Source organism: Rhodopseudomonas sp. RCAM05734 (assembly GCF_052658035.1).
The window spans coordinates 326,155-339,293 of sequence record NZ_CP199742.1; the positions used below are offsets into that span (position 1 = coordinate 326,155).

Here is a 13,139-nt window from a genome sequence, read left to right on the forward strand (position 1 = left end):
TTATTGAAACGGCTGCGTCATGAATTCATCGCGAAGGCCAACGCATGGCGCGCCCGGAGAACGCCGGTGGCGCCGGGCACTATGCGATAAGCCGAACTTTTTCAGGCTGCGCTGAGCAGAACCTCCACCGCCCGATCGAGCGGGGTCGCGATGGGTGTCAAACCCTGGCTGACGAAGAACTTGACCTCGTTCTTCGACAGCGTCTCAGGCTGGACGATGACGTAGTGCAACGCCGATGAACGCTTGGTGACCTGGCGCGCGTAGGTCCTCAGCAGTTGGTCGTTGAAGCGACAGCCGATGAACAGAAAACTGCGCTCGGTGCGTCGGTCCTTCACCGCATCGGGGATCGGTGTCTGGATGTCAATTTCGGTCAGCACCTCGACATAGTCGGCATCTGAAATCAGGAAATTCTTTGCCGGAGTGATAGAGCCGTGCGGTTTGTAAAGCAGTGTTTTCCAGCCGCTGGCAGCCGAACGATCGGATTCGGCGCCTGCCGCGTCATAGAATCGATACCAGCGGTCTTCGCCGATCCCGGCGCGGGTGATGCCCTGGATTTCACCCCAATCGCTGCGCTGGGAGAGCACCGTGCGCATCGCGCCATCATACCAGCTATCGACGATCATCGGCAGCTGCAGCGTGGCGAGGTAGTGATGCAGGGCCGTGGGCTCGACCGGCGTTGCAAACGCCTCGGACATCAGGGAAGTGACCGTCGAGCGGTGCTTGAAACTCTCGATGTGCTGCGCGGCCGCCCAGGCATTGCCCTTGGCACGCCGCGGCAACGCTACTTTGGTGCCGAAGAATGCCGCCAAGGTTTCCGGATTCATCGGCGCGAGCGGCTTCAGGGTGTCGGCAAGGCCCGGGCCGAGATAGGGGACGATGCTGCCCGCGCGCAATTGCATCGCTAAGTTTGCCAGCGCTGTTTCGGCATCCGCGTGTTTGATGAAGTCGATCGGGGAAATTGGAGCGTTCATCAGTCCTCACTCTCTTGGCCGCCACGCTTCTTCGCGTTGACCGTGATCGGCAGCGACGTGCCAACCGCCATTTGCGGCAGATCGAGCACCCATCCGTTGGCGATGCGGATCCAGCCACCCCACAGCGATTCATGTTCGAATTCGACAATCGGCTCTTCCAGATCCTTCTTGGGCACGTAAATGGAAAGGCCCGTCTCAGGAGAGCGGCGAATCATGATTTTCATCAGGTAAGTTCCGAGGCTGGGGACAGGCTCGCCGTCATTGGCGCCTGCGTACGTGCAGAGGGTGACAGCGCCCTCAGCTTGGCGACAATGTCGGGCATCAGGCTGAGGACGCGGGCGACATCGTCAATCGTGTTGTCGCGCGACAGCGAAAAGCGGATAGCACCGCGCAGCGCCGAAGGCCGCACATTCATCGCGCGCAGCACATGCGACGGCTCCATCGATCCGGACGCACAGGCCGAGCCGAGAGAGGCAGCGATACCCGCCTTGCCGAGGTGATGGAGAATGGCCTCGCCCTCGAGATGCTCGAATGCAATATTCGATGTATTCGGCAGCCGGTTCTCCGTATCGCCCAACACCATGCATTGGCCGAGATCGAGGATGCCCCGCTCGAGATGGTCACGCAGGGCGCTGACACGGCCCTGCTCGCCCTGCATGAGCGACAACGCCAGTTCGGCTGCCTTGCCCAGGCCCACAATGCCCGGCACGTTCTCGGTGCCCCCGCGCCGACGGCGCTCCTGCGGGCCGCCGCGCATAAGCGGATTGAACGGCGTGCCCTTTCGCAGGTAGATCGCTCCAATTCCTTTGGGACCGTGTAGCTTGTGTCCCGAAAGCGACAGCATATCGATCTGCGTCGCTTTCAGGTCGAGCGGCACTTTGCCGACGGCCTGCACGGCATCGGTGTGGAACAGCGCGCCGGCGCGATGCGCCATTTCAGCGAGTTCCGCGACCGGAAACAGCGTCCCGGTTTCGTTGTTGGCAGACATCACCGAGGCCATGGCAGTACGTGGGCCAAGCGCCCGGCGGAACGCTTCGATGTCCAGCCCTCCGCGCGCATCGACGCCGATCCGATGCACCTTGATCCCGCGCGCATGCTCAAGATAATCAAGCGGAGTCAGGATGGCGGGATGCTCGACTGCCGACGTCACGATCTCGTTGCGGCCATCCCGGTTGTCGAGCGCGGACAGAATGGCGGTATTGTCGGCTTCGGTTCCGCCGGACGTGAAGACGATTTCATGATCGAAGGCCGCGCCCAGAAGCGCCTGCAGGCTTCTGCGCGCGTGCCTAAGGGCACCAGCGACATCGTTACCAAAGGCGTGGGATGACGAGGCATTCCCAAACTGATCGCAAAAGAACGGCAACATCGCCGCGACCACGGCAGGATCCGTGCGCGTGGTCGCATTGTTGTCAAGATAGACTGGTCGCACGGGCGCCCCTCTAATGCCGCGGTTTCGCGGCTCCTGCGACCGGGATAATGCGAACAAGCTCGCCGAGCCTCTCCACCACCTTGGACTGGATGCCCTCGAGTGTGGCACTGCTCAATTTGCAGAACACGCAGGCGCCCGTGAGCCTGACCATGATCTTGTTGCCGTCGATTTCGATCGGCTGGCAATCGCCTCCGTCACGCTGCAGGTTCGGACGAATTTCCTCGATCACCGCCCTGATGATCCGGCTGCGCTCGTCATCCTGCGACGGCGCCTGCTTCATAACTTCTGGTTCAACCAGCATGGCCCGGCCTTCTTCCATAACAGACCTCAAAAATCGATCGCGTCAGCGTCTCAGGCGAATGACTTGCCGCAACCGCAGCTCGCCTTGGCGTTAGGATTCTCGAAAGTGAATCCCGATCCCTCGAGCGCCACCACGAAATCAATGGTGGTGCCGGCCAGGTATTCGTGGCTTTTCATGTCGACAAACACCCGTACGCCATCGCGTTCGATCACGGTGTCGTCGGGATCGATGGCGTCGACGAGACCCATATTGTATTTGTAGCCTGCGCAGCCACCCGCCTCGACCATGATGCGCAGGCCGTCGACCGGCTTGTCGGCTGCCGATATCGCGTTGCGCACCGCGTTGAGTGCGCTGTCGGTCAGATTGATCATCGCTCGCTCTCTCGCTTCCACGGGACTTTCGAGCTATTAACTGGCAAGACCTATGCCATCTATTAACCTGCTGATATTGTTTAGATATCGCGTGCGCGCTGTTGGCTTTGCGACGCGTGTCAGGTTTCCGACAGGATGGCTTGCCGCAGTCCGGCGTTGACAGACGCCGTCGTCGGGCTGAGATCGATGCCACGGAAGATCGCGCAACGCTCGAACACGACTTGGCAACCAACAGCGACCGCTCCTAACCGGCAGACAATTTGCATAGCGGCTTGCGGCAGCGGCGTCTCGTCGCGCTTTATACGAAACCGGAGATGTTAGATGACGACGATTGAGATGAGTGCGCCCACGTCGATCGAGACCACCGCCCTCGGCCGGCTGGACCGGGAAGGACGTCTGCTCAATGCCGTTTTCAAAGGACCGACAACGAAACTAGGCCGGTTTGGCTTCAGGGGCGATATCGCGCTCAAGTTCCAGACCCAACTCGCTGACGAAAAGCGCCCGCCGGAGTTTTCGGTCGAGCAAGTCCTGACCGTGGTGCAGCAGGACGACGCCACGATTCCGATTCTCGTCGGATATATCCACTCCTTCGCCTATCTCGATGTGGTTTCTGCCGTGTTGGACGGCCTGCTTTCGCCGGGCGGCACCTACTTTATCTTCTGCAACAACATCGATCTGCTGGCCAAGTACCGTGTCAGCCTTCGCGGTGTGACCTTCTTCGTGCTGCCTTGCGATGAATCGACCGTGTGGAAGGAGATGATGGATCTGATGAGCATCGACAAGAACGACGTGAAAAAGCTCAACACCGCCGGAAAGCTCGACTACCTGCTCGACGCGGCCATGGGCTTCAACGAAGAATACGACGTCATCACCTTCGAAGAAGGCGTGACCCGCATGGAGCCGGTCAAGAACCGCAACGAAAACCGTCCGGTCTAAGCGTCTCTCATCTCCGTTCTCGAACGCCTCGGGTCAGGCCTCCACCTTGTTGGACTCGACATCTTCATCTTCGATCAGGGTTACACCGGTAACGCAGATGTCGTTGTCGAGCACCGTCAGTGCCACCGGCGTCAGGTTCTTTCCCTTACACGGGCCGTCGACACATTTGCCGGTCCCCAGTTCGAAGGTTGCACCGTGCTTGCCGCACATGAGCCGGGTGCCATTCTGGTCGAGAAACTGGTTTCGCTCCCAATCGAGATTGACCCCGTCATGCGGACACCTGTTGAGATAGCCGAATACCTGCCTGCCCCAGCGCACCACGATGATCGGCCAAGGCTTGTGGCTACCGTCTTCAGCCACGATCATCAGATGAAACCCTCTCGCCTTCTGGCTCGGTATCTCGTTCATCCCGCAAATCGCATAGGCGACATGATCGGTCATATTGGCCTCCTTCGTGACGAAACGCTTGTGAGAGCCACTGACCTGGGGCGGTGACCGCCCGAACTGGCCTTCGCGACCAGCAGGCGGTTGGCAGCGAGCGAGAACTCCAGCCAGGCCGCAGCGATGTCGCCCAGGATAACCTGGCGGTATTCCTGGGACAGGTGATGCTCGTCGGGAAAGTTCGACAGCGCGCACGACGTCCGGTTGAAGGCGACGACATCGTCGAACACCGACCGCATGAGAATGCCGAACGGCTGCTGAATCTCCGGCGTCAAAGGCGATCTGCCACGTTCAACTGGCACCGCGCTCATCGCGAAGGGTAACGCTTCCAGCATTTTGAGCGCATCGTCGAACAGGTCTTCCATCGCTTCGAGAAGCGCGTGCTGGGTCGGCTGCTCTCTCTGCTGGACCGCAAGATTCTGGTTGAGGCGGTGACGATAGGTATCGAACGTCACATTCTGCTGCTCGAACACCCACTTGGAAAACCGGGCAAGACTGGTTGCGTTGATTGACGCCGGACTGTTGTCGGAGGGCGACGCGTCAGGCCCCCCGCCCGCCGCTTTGGTCGAGCCGCGGTTTAGCGACAGATCCACCCGCCTAGCAGCCTCCAGCGCGCCTTCGAGATAGCCCGCCCCCGTCGCTGCCGTCTCCGCGCCCGCCAGATACAACCTGCCATCCCATTGCGGCCGTCGCAGCATTGGGTTGACGGCAAATGCGTATTCGCTGGCGGGCGAGGCGCGATCTCGTGCACTGCAGGTAAAGGTCTCGTTTGCCCAATCCTGGTAGAGCTGTTCCGCCGGTTCGAGCATGGATCCAAAAACCTGTACCATCTGGCTGGTCATCAGCAGCGGCAGCCCGGCGCTGAAACTGGCGCGCATATCCGGCGACAGAGCGAGGAACCCGCCCAGCGCTGCGTAACTTGCATCGCCGTTACAGGCGTCGAATATCTCACCGACAACTGCCTGCCCATGCGTAACGAAGGCATTGCCGGATTGCCCGGCATCGCGCCAGAAAGCCCGGCTGTAAGGGAAGACCACCTTGGCCTGCGCCGCCATCCAGGTTGCGCAGCCCTGCATGGCCTCCAACGTGGCCTCATCGAGCGCCGGCGTGAAACGGACCCCCTCCTCCAGCAAGCGCGGCGGAACGGCGAGCACGACATGCCGCGCGCTGACCTCGACGATATCGTCGCCATTGCCAAAGGTCAGCACGACGTGGTCGGTGCAATCCCTGACCTCGGTCAGGACATGATCGAGATACACGAGATCTGGCGGCAGCTCCCGGGCGATCAGCTCAATGAGTTGCCCCATTCCTCCCGGCAGACGTCGCGCACCAGCATGCAACTGTTTGCCGACGACGCGATCCGGCGCCTTGTCGGGATCGCTCAGATGCAGCGACGAACCGTCATCATGCTGCGGGATACTGGCCAGTCCGAGTTCTGCGACCAGGTTCTTCATCAGAGGCTGCGTATCGGGCCAGAACCACGTCGGACCGAGGTCCACCTTGGCTCCGGTATCAGCGGTCGCGACCGTCAGGATGCGGCCGCCGAGCCGCTCCCGCGCCTCGAACAAGGCCACGGATCTGCCCTGCCTCAAAAGACTTCGCGCCAGCGCGACGCCACTTAAGCCGCCGCCAACGATCGCCGTATCCAGCATCGATCAGCTCCACCACCTCGCTCCTTTCCGTGGCTCTGCAAGATTCAGGCAAGCTCGGACTCTTGATCGAATAGACAGCGAGCTGCGGCGTCGACATTCAACTGGCATAGAACTTGATAATCGCTATCCAACGCACCAATGCGAGGAGATTGACATGAATGTCACAACGGATTTGGCGGCTTGTTCACTCGATGAGCTGAAGGCACTGCTCGATGGCGGTACGCTGACAGTCTATTCGGTGGCCCGCCCGTCGACCGCCGATCTGCCGATTGAGCGTAGCGCGCCGTTGGCGACATTCACCTTTGCGTCGCCGGCCTTCACCGCCGCGAGCGACGGCATCGAAAGCCCGGTGTTTGCCGCCAACCCTGTCCCGGCGAGCAGCGTCGGTACGCCAGGCTTCGCCCGGGCGCGGAAGGCGGACGGCACTGTTGTGGCGGATTTTTCCGCCGGCCCCGGCAATCGGGAGGTCAAATTCAGCGAGGTCTCTTTCTCACAGGGCGCACCGGTTAAGATCGCAACATTCGAGATCATCGCGGGAGGCGGATGGCCGGAATACTACGATACGCGCCCCCGTACCGGCTATCCAATGCCGACCGCGTAGCGCCGACCGACGGGTCAGGTCATTCCTGAATTTCCGGACGGTTGTCTTTTGGTGACTTTGTCTGCTTTCTGACAGGGAGATTTCACGGATATGAGTTATGCAAATCCCGAACCGCTGGTGAGCACAGAGTGGTTGGCGGAGCATCTCGGTGACCCCGATCTCCGGGTGCTCGATTGCACCTGGCATCACGCCAGCACCAATCTTGATGGACGCACGCAGTACCGGGGGCGACATATTCCGGGATCGGTCCATTTCGATATCGACCACATCTCCGACAGGGCTAACCCGCTTCCGCACATGCTGCCCACCGCCGCCGACTTTGCCAAGAAGGTCGGCCTGCTCGGGATCAGCGATGGCGATCGCATCGTGGTTTACGACCGCCTGTACGGCGGCGCTGCAGCAGCTCGGGTGTGGTGGATGTTTCGGGCGTTCGGCTTCGGCAAAGTCGCGATGCTCGACGGCGGATTTGGAAAATGGACCAACGAGAAGCTGCCGGCCGACATGTCGATGGTGCGGCCGGAACCGCAATCGTTTTCTGCAACATACCAGCCTGCTCTCGTGCGCGGATTGCACGACATGACGCAAAATGTCGTAACCGGCGCGGCACAGGTAATCGACGCTCGCGGCCCCGGCAAGTTCGACGGCACCCAGGAGGACGTGTTCCCGTTCAGGAAGCTCGGGCACATTCCAAACGCCACCAATATTCCCTGGGCCGATCTCATTCACGCCGAGAGCGGAACGGTCATTGCACCGGAAGCCCTTGCGGCGCGATTTGCCGCCGCCGGTATCGACCTGCGGCGTCCAATCGCGACCAGTTGCGCATCAGGCATCACATCCTGCGTGGTGGCGCTCGGGCTCTACCTGCTCGGACATACCACTGCCGCCGTCTATGACGGTTCGTGGGCGGAATGGGGACTGGCCGAGCATACGCCGGCGGTCGCTGCCTGACACATCCATGCAAAGGAGAGCTGCGTCCATGAGCGAGGTTCAAGCGCCGATGAGCATGATCGCAGACGGCAAGGATTACGAACTGTTGACGACGCTGGATCACACCTTGTTCATCCTGCGCTCAAAAGCCGACTTCTATACAGCCCATCTCCAGGGAGAAGATGCGACGCGGTTTCAAGCGGACTACCAGGCAATCCAGCTGCAATACCCAGACTGGAAGGCGGACCAGACTCTGGCCCAACTGTGGGACCAGGGCGGCTATAGCTGGCTCGCAACGCAAGACGGAGAGTGACATGGCGACCCTCATCAAGACCACGCAGGACGGGCGGAAGCTGGAGGTGATTGGGCTGGCAATCTGTCTCGATGGCCAGCTCGAGGCCTTCGAGCTGATCGAGGTCAAGCTGCACCCGAACCAGCGCGCGATATGGATGGCCGCACCTGATGCGACCCATATGGCAGGACGGGTGACGCTGACGCGCGAGGAAGCAGACTCCGTGGCTGCCGCCTTCAGTGAGGCCGAAGCGCAAATCCTGGCCAGCCCGGCCGCCATCAACGAGCGGTTCAGGATCGCCGCCATGTGGAAAGCCCGCGAACAGGGCATCGAGTAGTCTCTATCGCTCACGCGATGCGCGCGAGGCTAGTTCAGCATCGCCCTGCGCGGTCGATAGCCGCCATTTTCGTCGCGCTCGAACATGCCGTCCACCTCGGGATGGCTGACCGGCTCGTCGGAGGTGTCAGCCAGCAAATTCTGTTCGGACACGTAAGCGATATAGGGCGCCTGTTCGTTCTCGGCGAACAGATAATAGAACGGCTGATCCTGGCGTTGTCGCCCCTCGATCAGGAAAACCCGATCGTACGAAGGCGTACTATCGGCATATTCCGGATCAACGTCGAACACCACGCCGCGAAAGGCGTGCACTCGGTGCCGGGTAACCTGCCCGATGTTGAATTTGGCAACGGACGTTTTACTCATCGCGCAGCCTTCCGCCTGGCGGCGGCGCTATTCCCTCCGTTGCATGTGTCTGGCAATTGGTCGGGCAGACCCGGGCACAGGCACCGCAACCGATGCAGGCTCCCTGATCGTTCATCACCATGATCTTTTTCTCGACCTCGTCCTCGTCGTCGTCGAGATCGACGAACTCGCCTTCGTCGGTGAGCCCCTTGAGCGTCATCACGTCACGGCCACACACCTTGAAGCAGCGGCCGCAACCGATGCATTTCTGCTCGTCGATCGCCAAGAGGTAGGCGGCCTGCCAGTCGCGGCCGTCTCGGGTGATGTTGCTCACGGTCAATGCCCCCTGCTAGGCGGATTCGAGGCTCTTCAACGCCGCACGCTTCTGCTCCAGTTCGGCGAACGCATCGTAGGCGCGTTGCGCAACGGTCAGAATCGTTTGCCATTGCAGCGGCAGTTCCTCGGACAGATCATGGAGATCCATCTTCGACTGGGTCGCTTTCGCCGACAGCTTCTTGATCTCGGCTTTCAGGGATTCCAGGTCACTCATGGGACACCTCAGTATTCTGCGACTTCTTTGAATTTATCGATCATCTCGATGCCGGCATTGACATACTTGGTGCCTTCGTCGGCCAGTTTTCCGAGATTGTCGAAGCCGAAGCGATGCACGTCGCGCAACTGCTTGTTGACGACAATCAGTCGGCCGCCGATGAGCACCATGCGGCCAAAGCCCTCATGGCTCATCTTCAGCATCGGCGAAACCATGACGCCAGTGGCGCGTTCGATCGACAGCGCAACCGCATTAAAGAACAGCTCGATCCGCCAGATGGTCTCCGGATCGGGATCTCCGATGATCGGCAGCGCCCGGCGCGCTTCCTTGTCCAGTATGTACGGATCGAGAAGAGATAAATCGCTCTTTCCCTCCCACGCGCCATGACTGTCCTGCGCGCGCCATATCTTGATCAACTCCTTGATGAAAGGAGCCTCGGCGGCGGGATTTGGTTCGATCACTGCAGCAATATCAGTCATGTTGATCCCTTAGTCCTCAAAATCCAGCACACGTTCCTTATCCTTCGCCAGGGCCTTGCGCAGCCATGGCGGCGGCGTGCCCTTCAGCACGTCTTCAAGCTTGGCCAGAAGATCGGTGATTTCCTCGGGCTGATTCACTTTCATGGGATGGATGTTGTTAGCGACGACCCTTGCCGCTCCGGAACCGCCGATTGCCGCGACATAGAGAATTGCGCAATCCTTGATGGCGTCGATCTTCGGCGCGAGCTTGTCCTCCTTGCCATCTTCCTTGAGGTCGCCCTCGAACTGGATGGCCTCAAGGAATTTGTGCCCCCAAGGGCCGATCTCATAGATCGCGATATTCTTCGCCCAGCCAAAATGGGCGTCGACGCGTTTCAGGTCCTGGGTCGCGAATGCGATCTTCATCGGTTTCCGTCCTTTCGTCTCGCCTCAGTGCAAGGTTGCAGCGTCGATCGTTGCCGGCGGATCGCTCTCGGCGTTGCGCCACGTATCCGGCGTCGCCTGGTGATTTTCCTCGTGGTCGGCGATGATCATATTGGCTATATCGAAGATCAGATCACGGGTGCCGCGATAGCCGACCGAAAGCTGATGTCCGGCGCCGAGCCGATCGAACATCGGAAATCCCGCGCGATAGAACGGGATCTGCAGCCGTTCCGCGGCCTGACGGCCATGCGAATGAGAGATCAGCAGATTGCAGCCGCGCTCCTTTGCGAGAGTCTCGAGGTCCTCGAGATCGCCGATCAGCACTTCCTCGGCCTTGATCCGCTCCAGCACCGGCGACTGCGTGGTCGTGATCGCCACCGTCACCTTGGTTCCCATCTCGTGAAGCATGCTCGACAGATCGAACAGAAGGTCCGGCTCGGCGCCAATCGCCAGCTTGCGACCGCCGAGGTGGAAATGCGCGTCGAGCATGGCATCGGCTAGCTGGCCGCGCAGACGGCGGTACTTCAGCGGCACCGGACGTCCGGAAATCTCGCTCAGGAAAACCAGGAACTCGTCATTGGGACGCAGGCCACACAGCCGCTCGAACAGCCGGAACGGCACCCCGGCCTTGGTCTCCATGGCCTCGGCAGCCCGTCGCATCTGCGCGCCAATGGCAATGGTCCAGGAGGCCTGGCCCATGGTGGCAATCTCTTCCACGCCGATGCCGCCAATCGTGGTCGGCACGAACTCGTCGGGAATATGGCCGTCAAGCGAGCCCGCTAGATCGGGCAGGAACGACGGCTCAAGCCCGAAATCCTCGATCATGTTCCGGATTTCGTCGAGGTCACCGGGCGTGAGATGGCATCCGGGCAGCACATTGACCCGCTTGGGATCACGGCGCGTGTCGTTGACGGGTGTCTTCACCAGCACCTCGACGATGCGCGCCACGGTCTTCTCCCAGCCATCCTGGAACGCATCCTTGAAGTCGGGAGTCGACACATAGACCAACGGAAACGCTGCCAGTTCCGGATGCTTCTGCCGGATCGTCTTGATATAGCCCTCGACGTCATCGCCCTTGGTTTCGGTGACGCCGGTGGAGCAGATGCCGATGATCTCCGGCTTGGTCCGCTTGTGGATGTTGAGGATCGCCTGTTCGACATTGTCGTACCCGCCGAGCACCGTCGCGACTTCACTCATGGCCGTCGTTTGCAGCGGGACGGCTTCTTTGAAGTGCCGCACGAACAGGGTCAGGCCGAATGACGTGCAGCCCTGCGATCCGTGCAACAGCGGCATCGATCCGCGCAGCCCCATAAAGGCGAACGCCCCCCCGATCGGCTGACTCATCTTCAGCGGATTGACCGCGCACGCTTTTTTTCCGACCGTGACCTTTGCCATCTGAAGTCCTATTCCGCCGCCTGAAGCGCCGGCGTGGCAACTACGGTCGGCGCAGTGGCGAGGATCTTCGCGATTCGCACCGAGCAGAAGCTGCAGCCGCCGGACGCATTGGTATGCTGCTTGATCCCGTCGACCGTGGTCAGTCCATGAGCTTGGATTGCATCCTCGATGGTCCCGAGATCGACCGACTTGCAGTTGCAGATCTTCGCGGCGCGGCGCGCGGCTTCTGCGGCCACCGGGTCGGCGGCCAGCCGGGCCGCCTCGGCGCCCATTTGCTCGATCGCCTTGGCCTGCCAGTTGCTGGCAACATTGTCCCAGGGCGCCGGCTGGCGAAGCTGCTCCCAGACCGGATTATAGAGCGCCTTGTCGATCTCCTCCATCAGCTTCGGCATGCCGACGTAGCCCATATAGGCATGGCTGCGCTCCTGGTTGATGTCGAGCCAGGGCATCGCGGCCTTGAGCGCGACAAATTGCGATTTGCCACCCGACAGCATGATGTCCGCTTTGGCGTCCTTCAGCATCTTGTACATCTCGCGCGGCGTCATATCGTCGATCATGTGGGCATCCTGGCCCATCAACTCCTTGATCCGCTCCTTGTCCTCTTTGGTGGATTTCTTGACGCTGGTGCCGACCATTTCGAGGCCCGCCTCCTGCAGCGCAGCCACCACCGACCAGGACTTGACGCCGCCGGTAATCAGCAAAACTTTCTTTCCGGCAAAGCGCGGCTTGTAGGGCTCGATCGACGCCCAGGCCTTGGCCTCCTCGCGGGCAATCACCGCTTCCGTACGGGCCATCAGCTCATCGGGCGCGCCTCGCTCGATCAACAGCCGGGCAATCTCGCGCAGCGAATCGCTGGTATCCTGGATGCCGTAGAACGAGCCCTCGAAGAACGGAATGCCGTAACGTTCTTCCATCTTGCGTGCCACGTTGATCATGGCCTTCGAGCACACCATCATCGCCGCGCGGGCACGGTGCGAATACGCAACCTCGCGATATTTTCCGTCGCCGGAAATGCACGACAAGATCCGGATGCCGAGTTCGTCAAGCAGCGGCTTCACCTGCCAGAGTTCACCCGAGAGATTGTATTCGCCGATAATATTGAGATCGTAGGGGGTGGTGAACTCCGGTTCCTGCGTCCCGATGACGTGATCGAGCAGAGCTTCCCCCGCGAGCTTGTTACCGAGATTCTTGGGCCCAACGAAGCCGGGTGCGTTCACCGGAATCACAGGCGTGCCGAATTTCGCTGACGCCGCCTTGCAGACCGCATTGATGTCGTCGCCGATCATGGCTGGCACGCAGGTCTGGTAGACGAAGACCGCCGGGGGATCGTACTTTTCGATGATCTCCCTGACCGCCTTGTAGAGCCGCTTCTCGCCACCGAATACGATGTCGGTTTCATTGATGTCAGTGGTGAAGCCGGTGCGCCAGATATTCGACCCCGATGATCGCGATCCACGATTGTCCCAGGAGTTACCTTCACAGGCGATCGGGCCATGGACGAGATGGGCGACATCGGTCAAGGGCTGCAACGCGATCTTGGCACCGTCGAAGGCGCAACCGCCGGCTGCGCCGCCGGGCTGCAACTGCTTGGTGCATCCCTTCTTGCGTTCCGCCTCCGTCTTGTTCGCATTCTTGCCGCAACCGGGCTCGTTGAACACATCCTGAATGGTAGCCGACAGCGAGCTCATTC

The 13,139-nt window shown here is 60.7% G+C and carries 19 protein-coding genes; 5 read left to right on the plus strand and 14 right to left on the minus strand.

All coding sequences use genetic code 11. The features are described from left to right. Nucleotides 1-101: 101 nt before the first annotated feature. From ACUXVA_RS01680 to ACUXVA_RS01700, 5 genes are read right to left on the minus strand one after another with little or no spacing between them, the layout of a single operon-like run. Nucleotides 102-971, minus strand: a complete 870-nt coding sequence (locus ACUXVA_RS01680) for an SIR2 family NAD-dependent protein deacylase (RefSeq protein WP_445490538.1) — start codon at nt 969-971, stop codon at nt 102-104. Further along, on the minus strand, nt 971-1,195 hold the full coding sequence (gene nifT / locus ACUXVA_RS01685; RefSeq protein ID WP_265081835.1) for a putative nitrogen fixation protein NifT: 225 nt from the start codon (nt 1,193-1,195) through the stop codon (nt 971-973). The genes ACUXVA_RS01680 and nifT overlap by 1 nt, the downstream gene beginning before the upstream one ends. Further along, a complete protein-coding gene (gene nifS / locus ACUXVA_RS01690; RefSeq protein ID WP_445493384.1) occupies nt 1,195-2,400 on the minus strand; it encodes a cysteine desulfurase NifS in 1,206 nt (401 codons plus the stop codon). Before nifS ends, nifT begins: the two co-directional genes overlap by 1 nt. Nucleotides 2,401-2,410: 10 nt before the next feature. Beyond that, complete coding sequence (locus tag ACUXVA_RS01695; protein ID WP_445493385.1) at nt 2,411-2,701, minus strand: NifU family protein; 291 nt, start codon at nt 2,699-2,701, stop codon at nt 2,411-2,413. A gap of 50 nt (nt 2,702-2,751) precedes the next feature. Continuing rightward, complete coding sequence (locus ACUXVA_RS01700; protein WP_265081833.1) at nt 2,752-3,072, minus strand: HesB/IscA family protein; 321 nt, start codon at nt 3,070-3,072, stop codon at nt 2,752-2,754. Between the two features lie 321 nt (nt 3,073-3,393). Between ACUXVA_RS01700 and ACUXVA_RS01705 the strand changes: the two genes are divergently transcribed. Further along, nucleotides 3,394-4,008 (plus strand): hypothetical protein, encoded by a 615-nt coding sequence (locus ACUXVA_RS01705; RefSeq protein ID WP_265081832.1) that lies wholly within the window; start codon nt 3,394-3,396, stop codon nt 4,006-4,008. A gap of 33 nt (nt 4,009-4,041) precedes the next feature. Here ACUXVA_RS01705 and ACUXVA_RS01710 read toward each other — a convergent pair whose 3' ends face one another. Beyond that, nucleotides 4,042-4,449 (minus strand): Rieske (2Fe-2S) protein, encoded by a 408-nt coding sequence (locus ACUXVA_RS01710; protein ID WP_445490541.1) that lies wholly within the window; start codon nt 4,447-4,449, stop codon nt 4,042-4,044. Further along, nucleotides 4,446-6,101 (minus strand): flavin monoamine oxidase family protein, encoded by a 1,656-nt coding sequence (locus tag ACUXVA_RS01715; protein ID WP_445490543.1) that lies wholly within the window; start codon nt 6,099-6,101, stop codon nt 4,446-4,448. Before ACUXVA_RS01715 ends, ACUXVA_RS01710 begins: the two co-directional genes overlap by 4 nt. Nucleotides 6,102-6,255: 154 nt before the next feature. Between ACUXVA_RS01715 and ACUXVA_RS01720 the strand changes: the two genes are divergently transcribed. The 4 genes from ACUXVA_RS01720 to ACUXVA_RS01735 all read left to right on the plus strand — a co-directional run bounded on the left by ACUXVA_RS01720 (nt 6,256) and on the right by ACUXVA_RS01735 (nt 8,258). Further along, complete coding sequence (locus tag ACUXVA_RS01720) at nt 6,256-6,702, plus strand: hypothetical protein (protein WP_265081830.1); 447 nt, start codon at nt 6,256-6,258, stop codon at nt 6,700-6,702. 90 nt (nt 6,703-6,792) lie between these two features. Beyond that, on the plus strand, nt 6,793-7,650 hold the full coding sequence (locus ACUXVA_RS01725; protein ID WP_445490545.1) for a sulfurtransferase: 858 nt from the start codon (nt 6,793-6,795) through the stop codon (nt 7,648-7,650). Nucleotides 7,651-7,678: 28 nt separating this feature from the next. Beyond that, complete coding sequence (locus tag ACUXVA_RS01730) at nt 7,679-7,942, plus strand: hypothetical protein (protein WP_265081828.1); 264 nt, start codon at nt 7,679-7,681, stop codon at nt 7,940-7,942. 1 nt (nt 7,943) lies between these two features. Beyond that, a complete protein-coding gene (locus tag ACUXVA_RS01735) occupies nt 7,944-8,258 on the plus strand; it encodes a hypothetical protein (RefSeq protein ID WP_265081827.1) in 315 nt (104 codons plus the stop codon). A 29-nt stretch (nt 8,259-8,287) separates the two neighbouring features. On the opposite strand, the gene hspQ is transcribed toward ACUXVA_RS01735, so the two are convergent. The 7 genes from hspQ to nifE are packed head-to-tail and all read right to left on the minus strand — an operon-like array spanning nt 8,288 to nt 13,137. Next, a complete protein-coding gene (gene hspQ, locus ACUXVA_RS01740) occupies nt 8,288-8,623 on the minus strand; it encodes a heat shock protein HspQ (RefSeq protein WP_265081826.1) in 336 nt (111 codons plus the stop codon). Next, a complete protein-coding gene (fdxB, locus tag ACUXVA_RS01745) occupies nt 8,616-8,936 on the minus strand; it encodes a ferredoxin III, nif-specific (protein WP_265081825.1) in 321 nt (106 codons plus the stop codon). The genes hspQ and fdxB overlap by 8 nt, the downstream gene beginning before the upstream one ends. A gap of 15 nt (nt 8,937-8,951) precedes the next feature. Continuing rightward, nucleotides 8,952-9,152 (minus strand): CCE_0567 family metalloprotein, encoded by a 201-nt coding sequence (locus ACUXVA_RS01750; protein ID WP_265081824.1) that lies wholly within the window; start codon nt 9,150-9,152, stop codon nt 8,952-8,954. 8 nt (nt 9,153-9,160) lie between these two features. Then, entirely contained in the window at nt 9,161-9,631 is a 471-nt protein-coding gene (locus ACUXVA_RS01755; RefSeq protein WP_265081823.1) for a NifX-associated nitrogen fixation protein, read from the minus strand. Between the two features lie 9 nt (nt 9,632-9,640). Further along, on the minus strand, nt 9,641-10,036 hold the full coding sequence (gene nifX / locus ACUXVA_RS01760) for a nitrogen fixation protein NifX (protein ID WP_445490548.1): 396 nt from the start codon (nt 10,034-10,036) through the stop codon (nt 9,641-9,643). Nucleotides 10,037-10,060: 24 nt separating this feature from the next. Then, on the minus strand, nt 10,061-11,449 hold the full coding sequence (nifN, locus tag ACUXVA_RS01765; protein ID WP_445490550.1) for a nitrogenase iron-molybdenum cofactor biosynthesis protein NifN: 1,389 nt from the start codon (nt 11,447-11,449) through the stop codon (nt 10,061-10,063). A gap of 8 nt (nt 11,450-11,457) precedes the next feature. Then, complete coding sequence (nifE, locus tag ACUXVA_RS01770; RefSeq protein WP_445490552.1) at nt 11,458-13,137, minus strand: nitrogenase iron-molybdenum cofactor biosynthesis protein NifE; 1,680 nt, start codon at nt 13,135-13,137, stop codon at nt 11,458-11,460. Nucleotides 13,138-13,139: the final 2 nt, after the last annotated feature.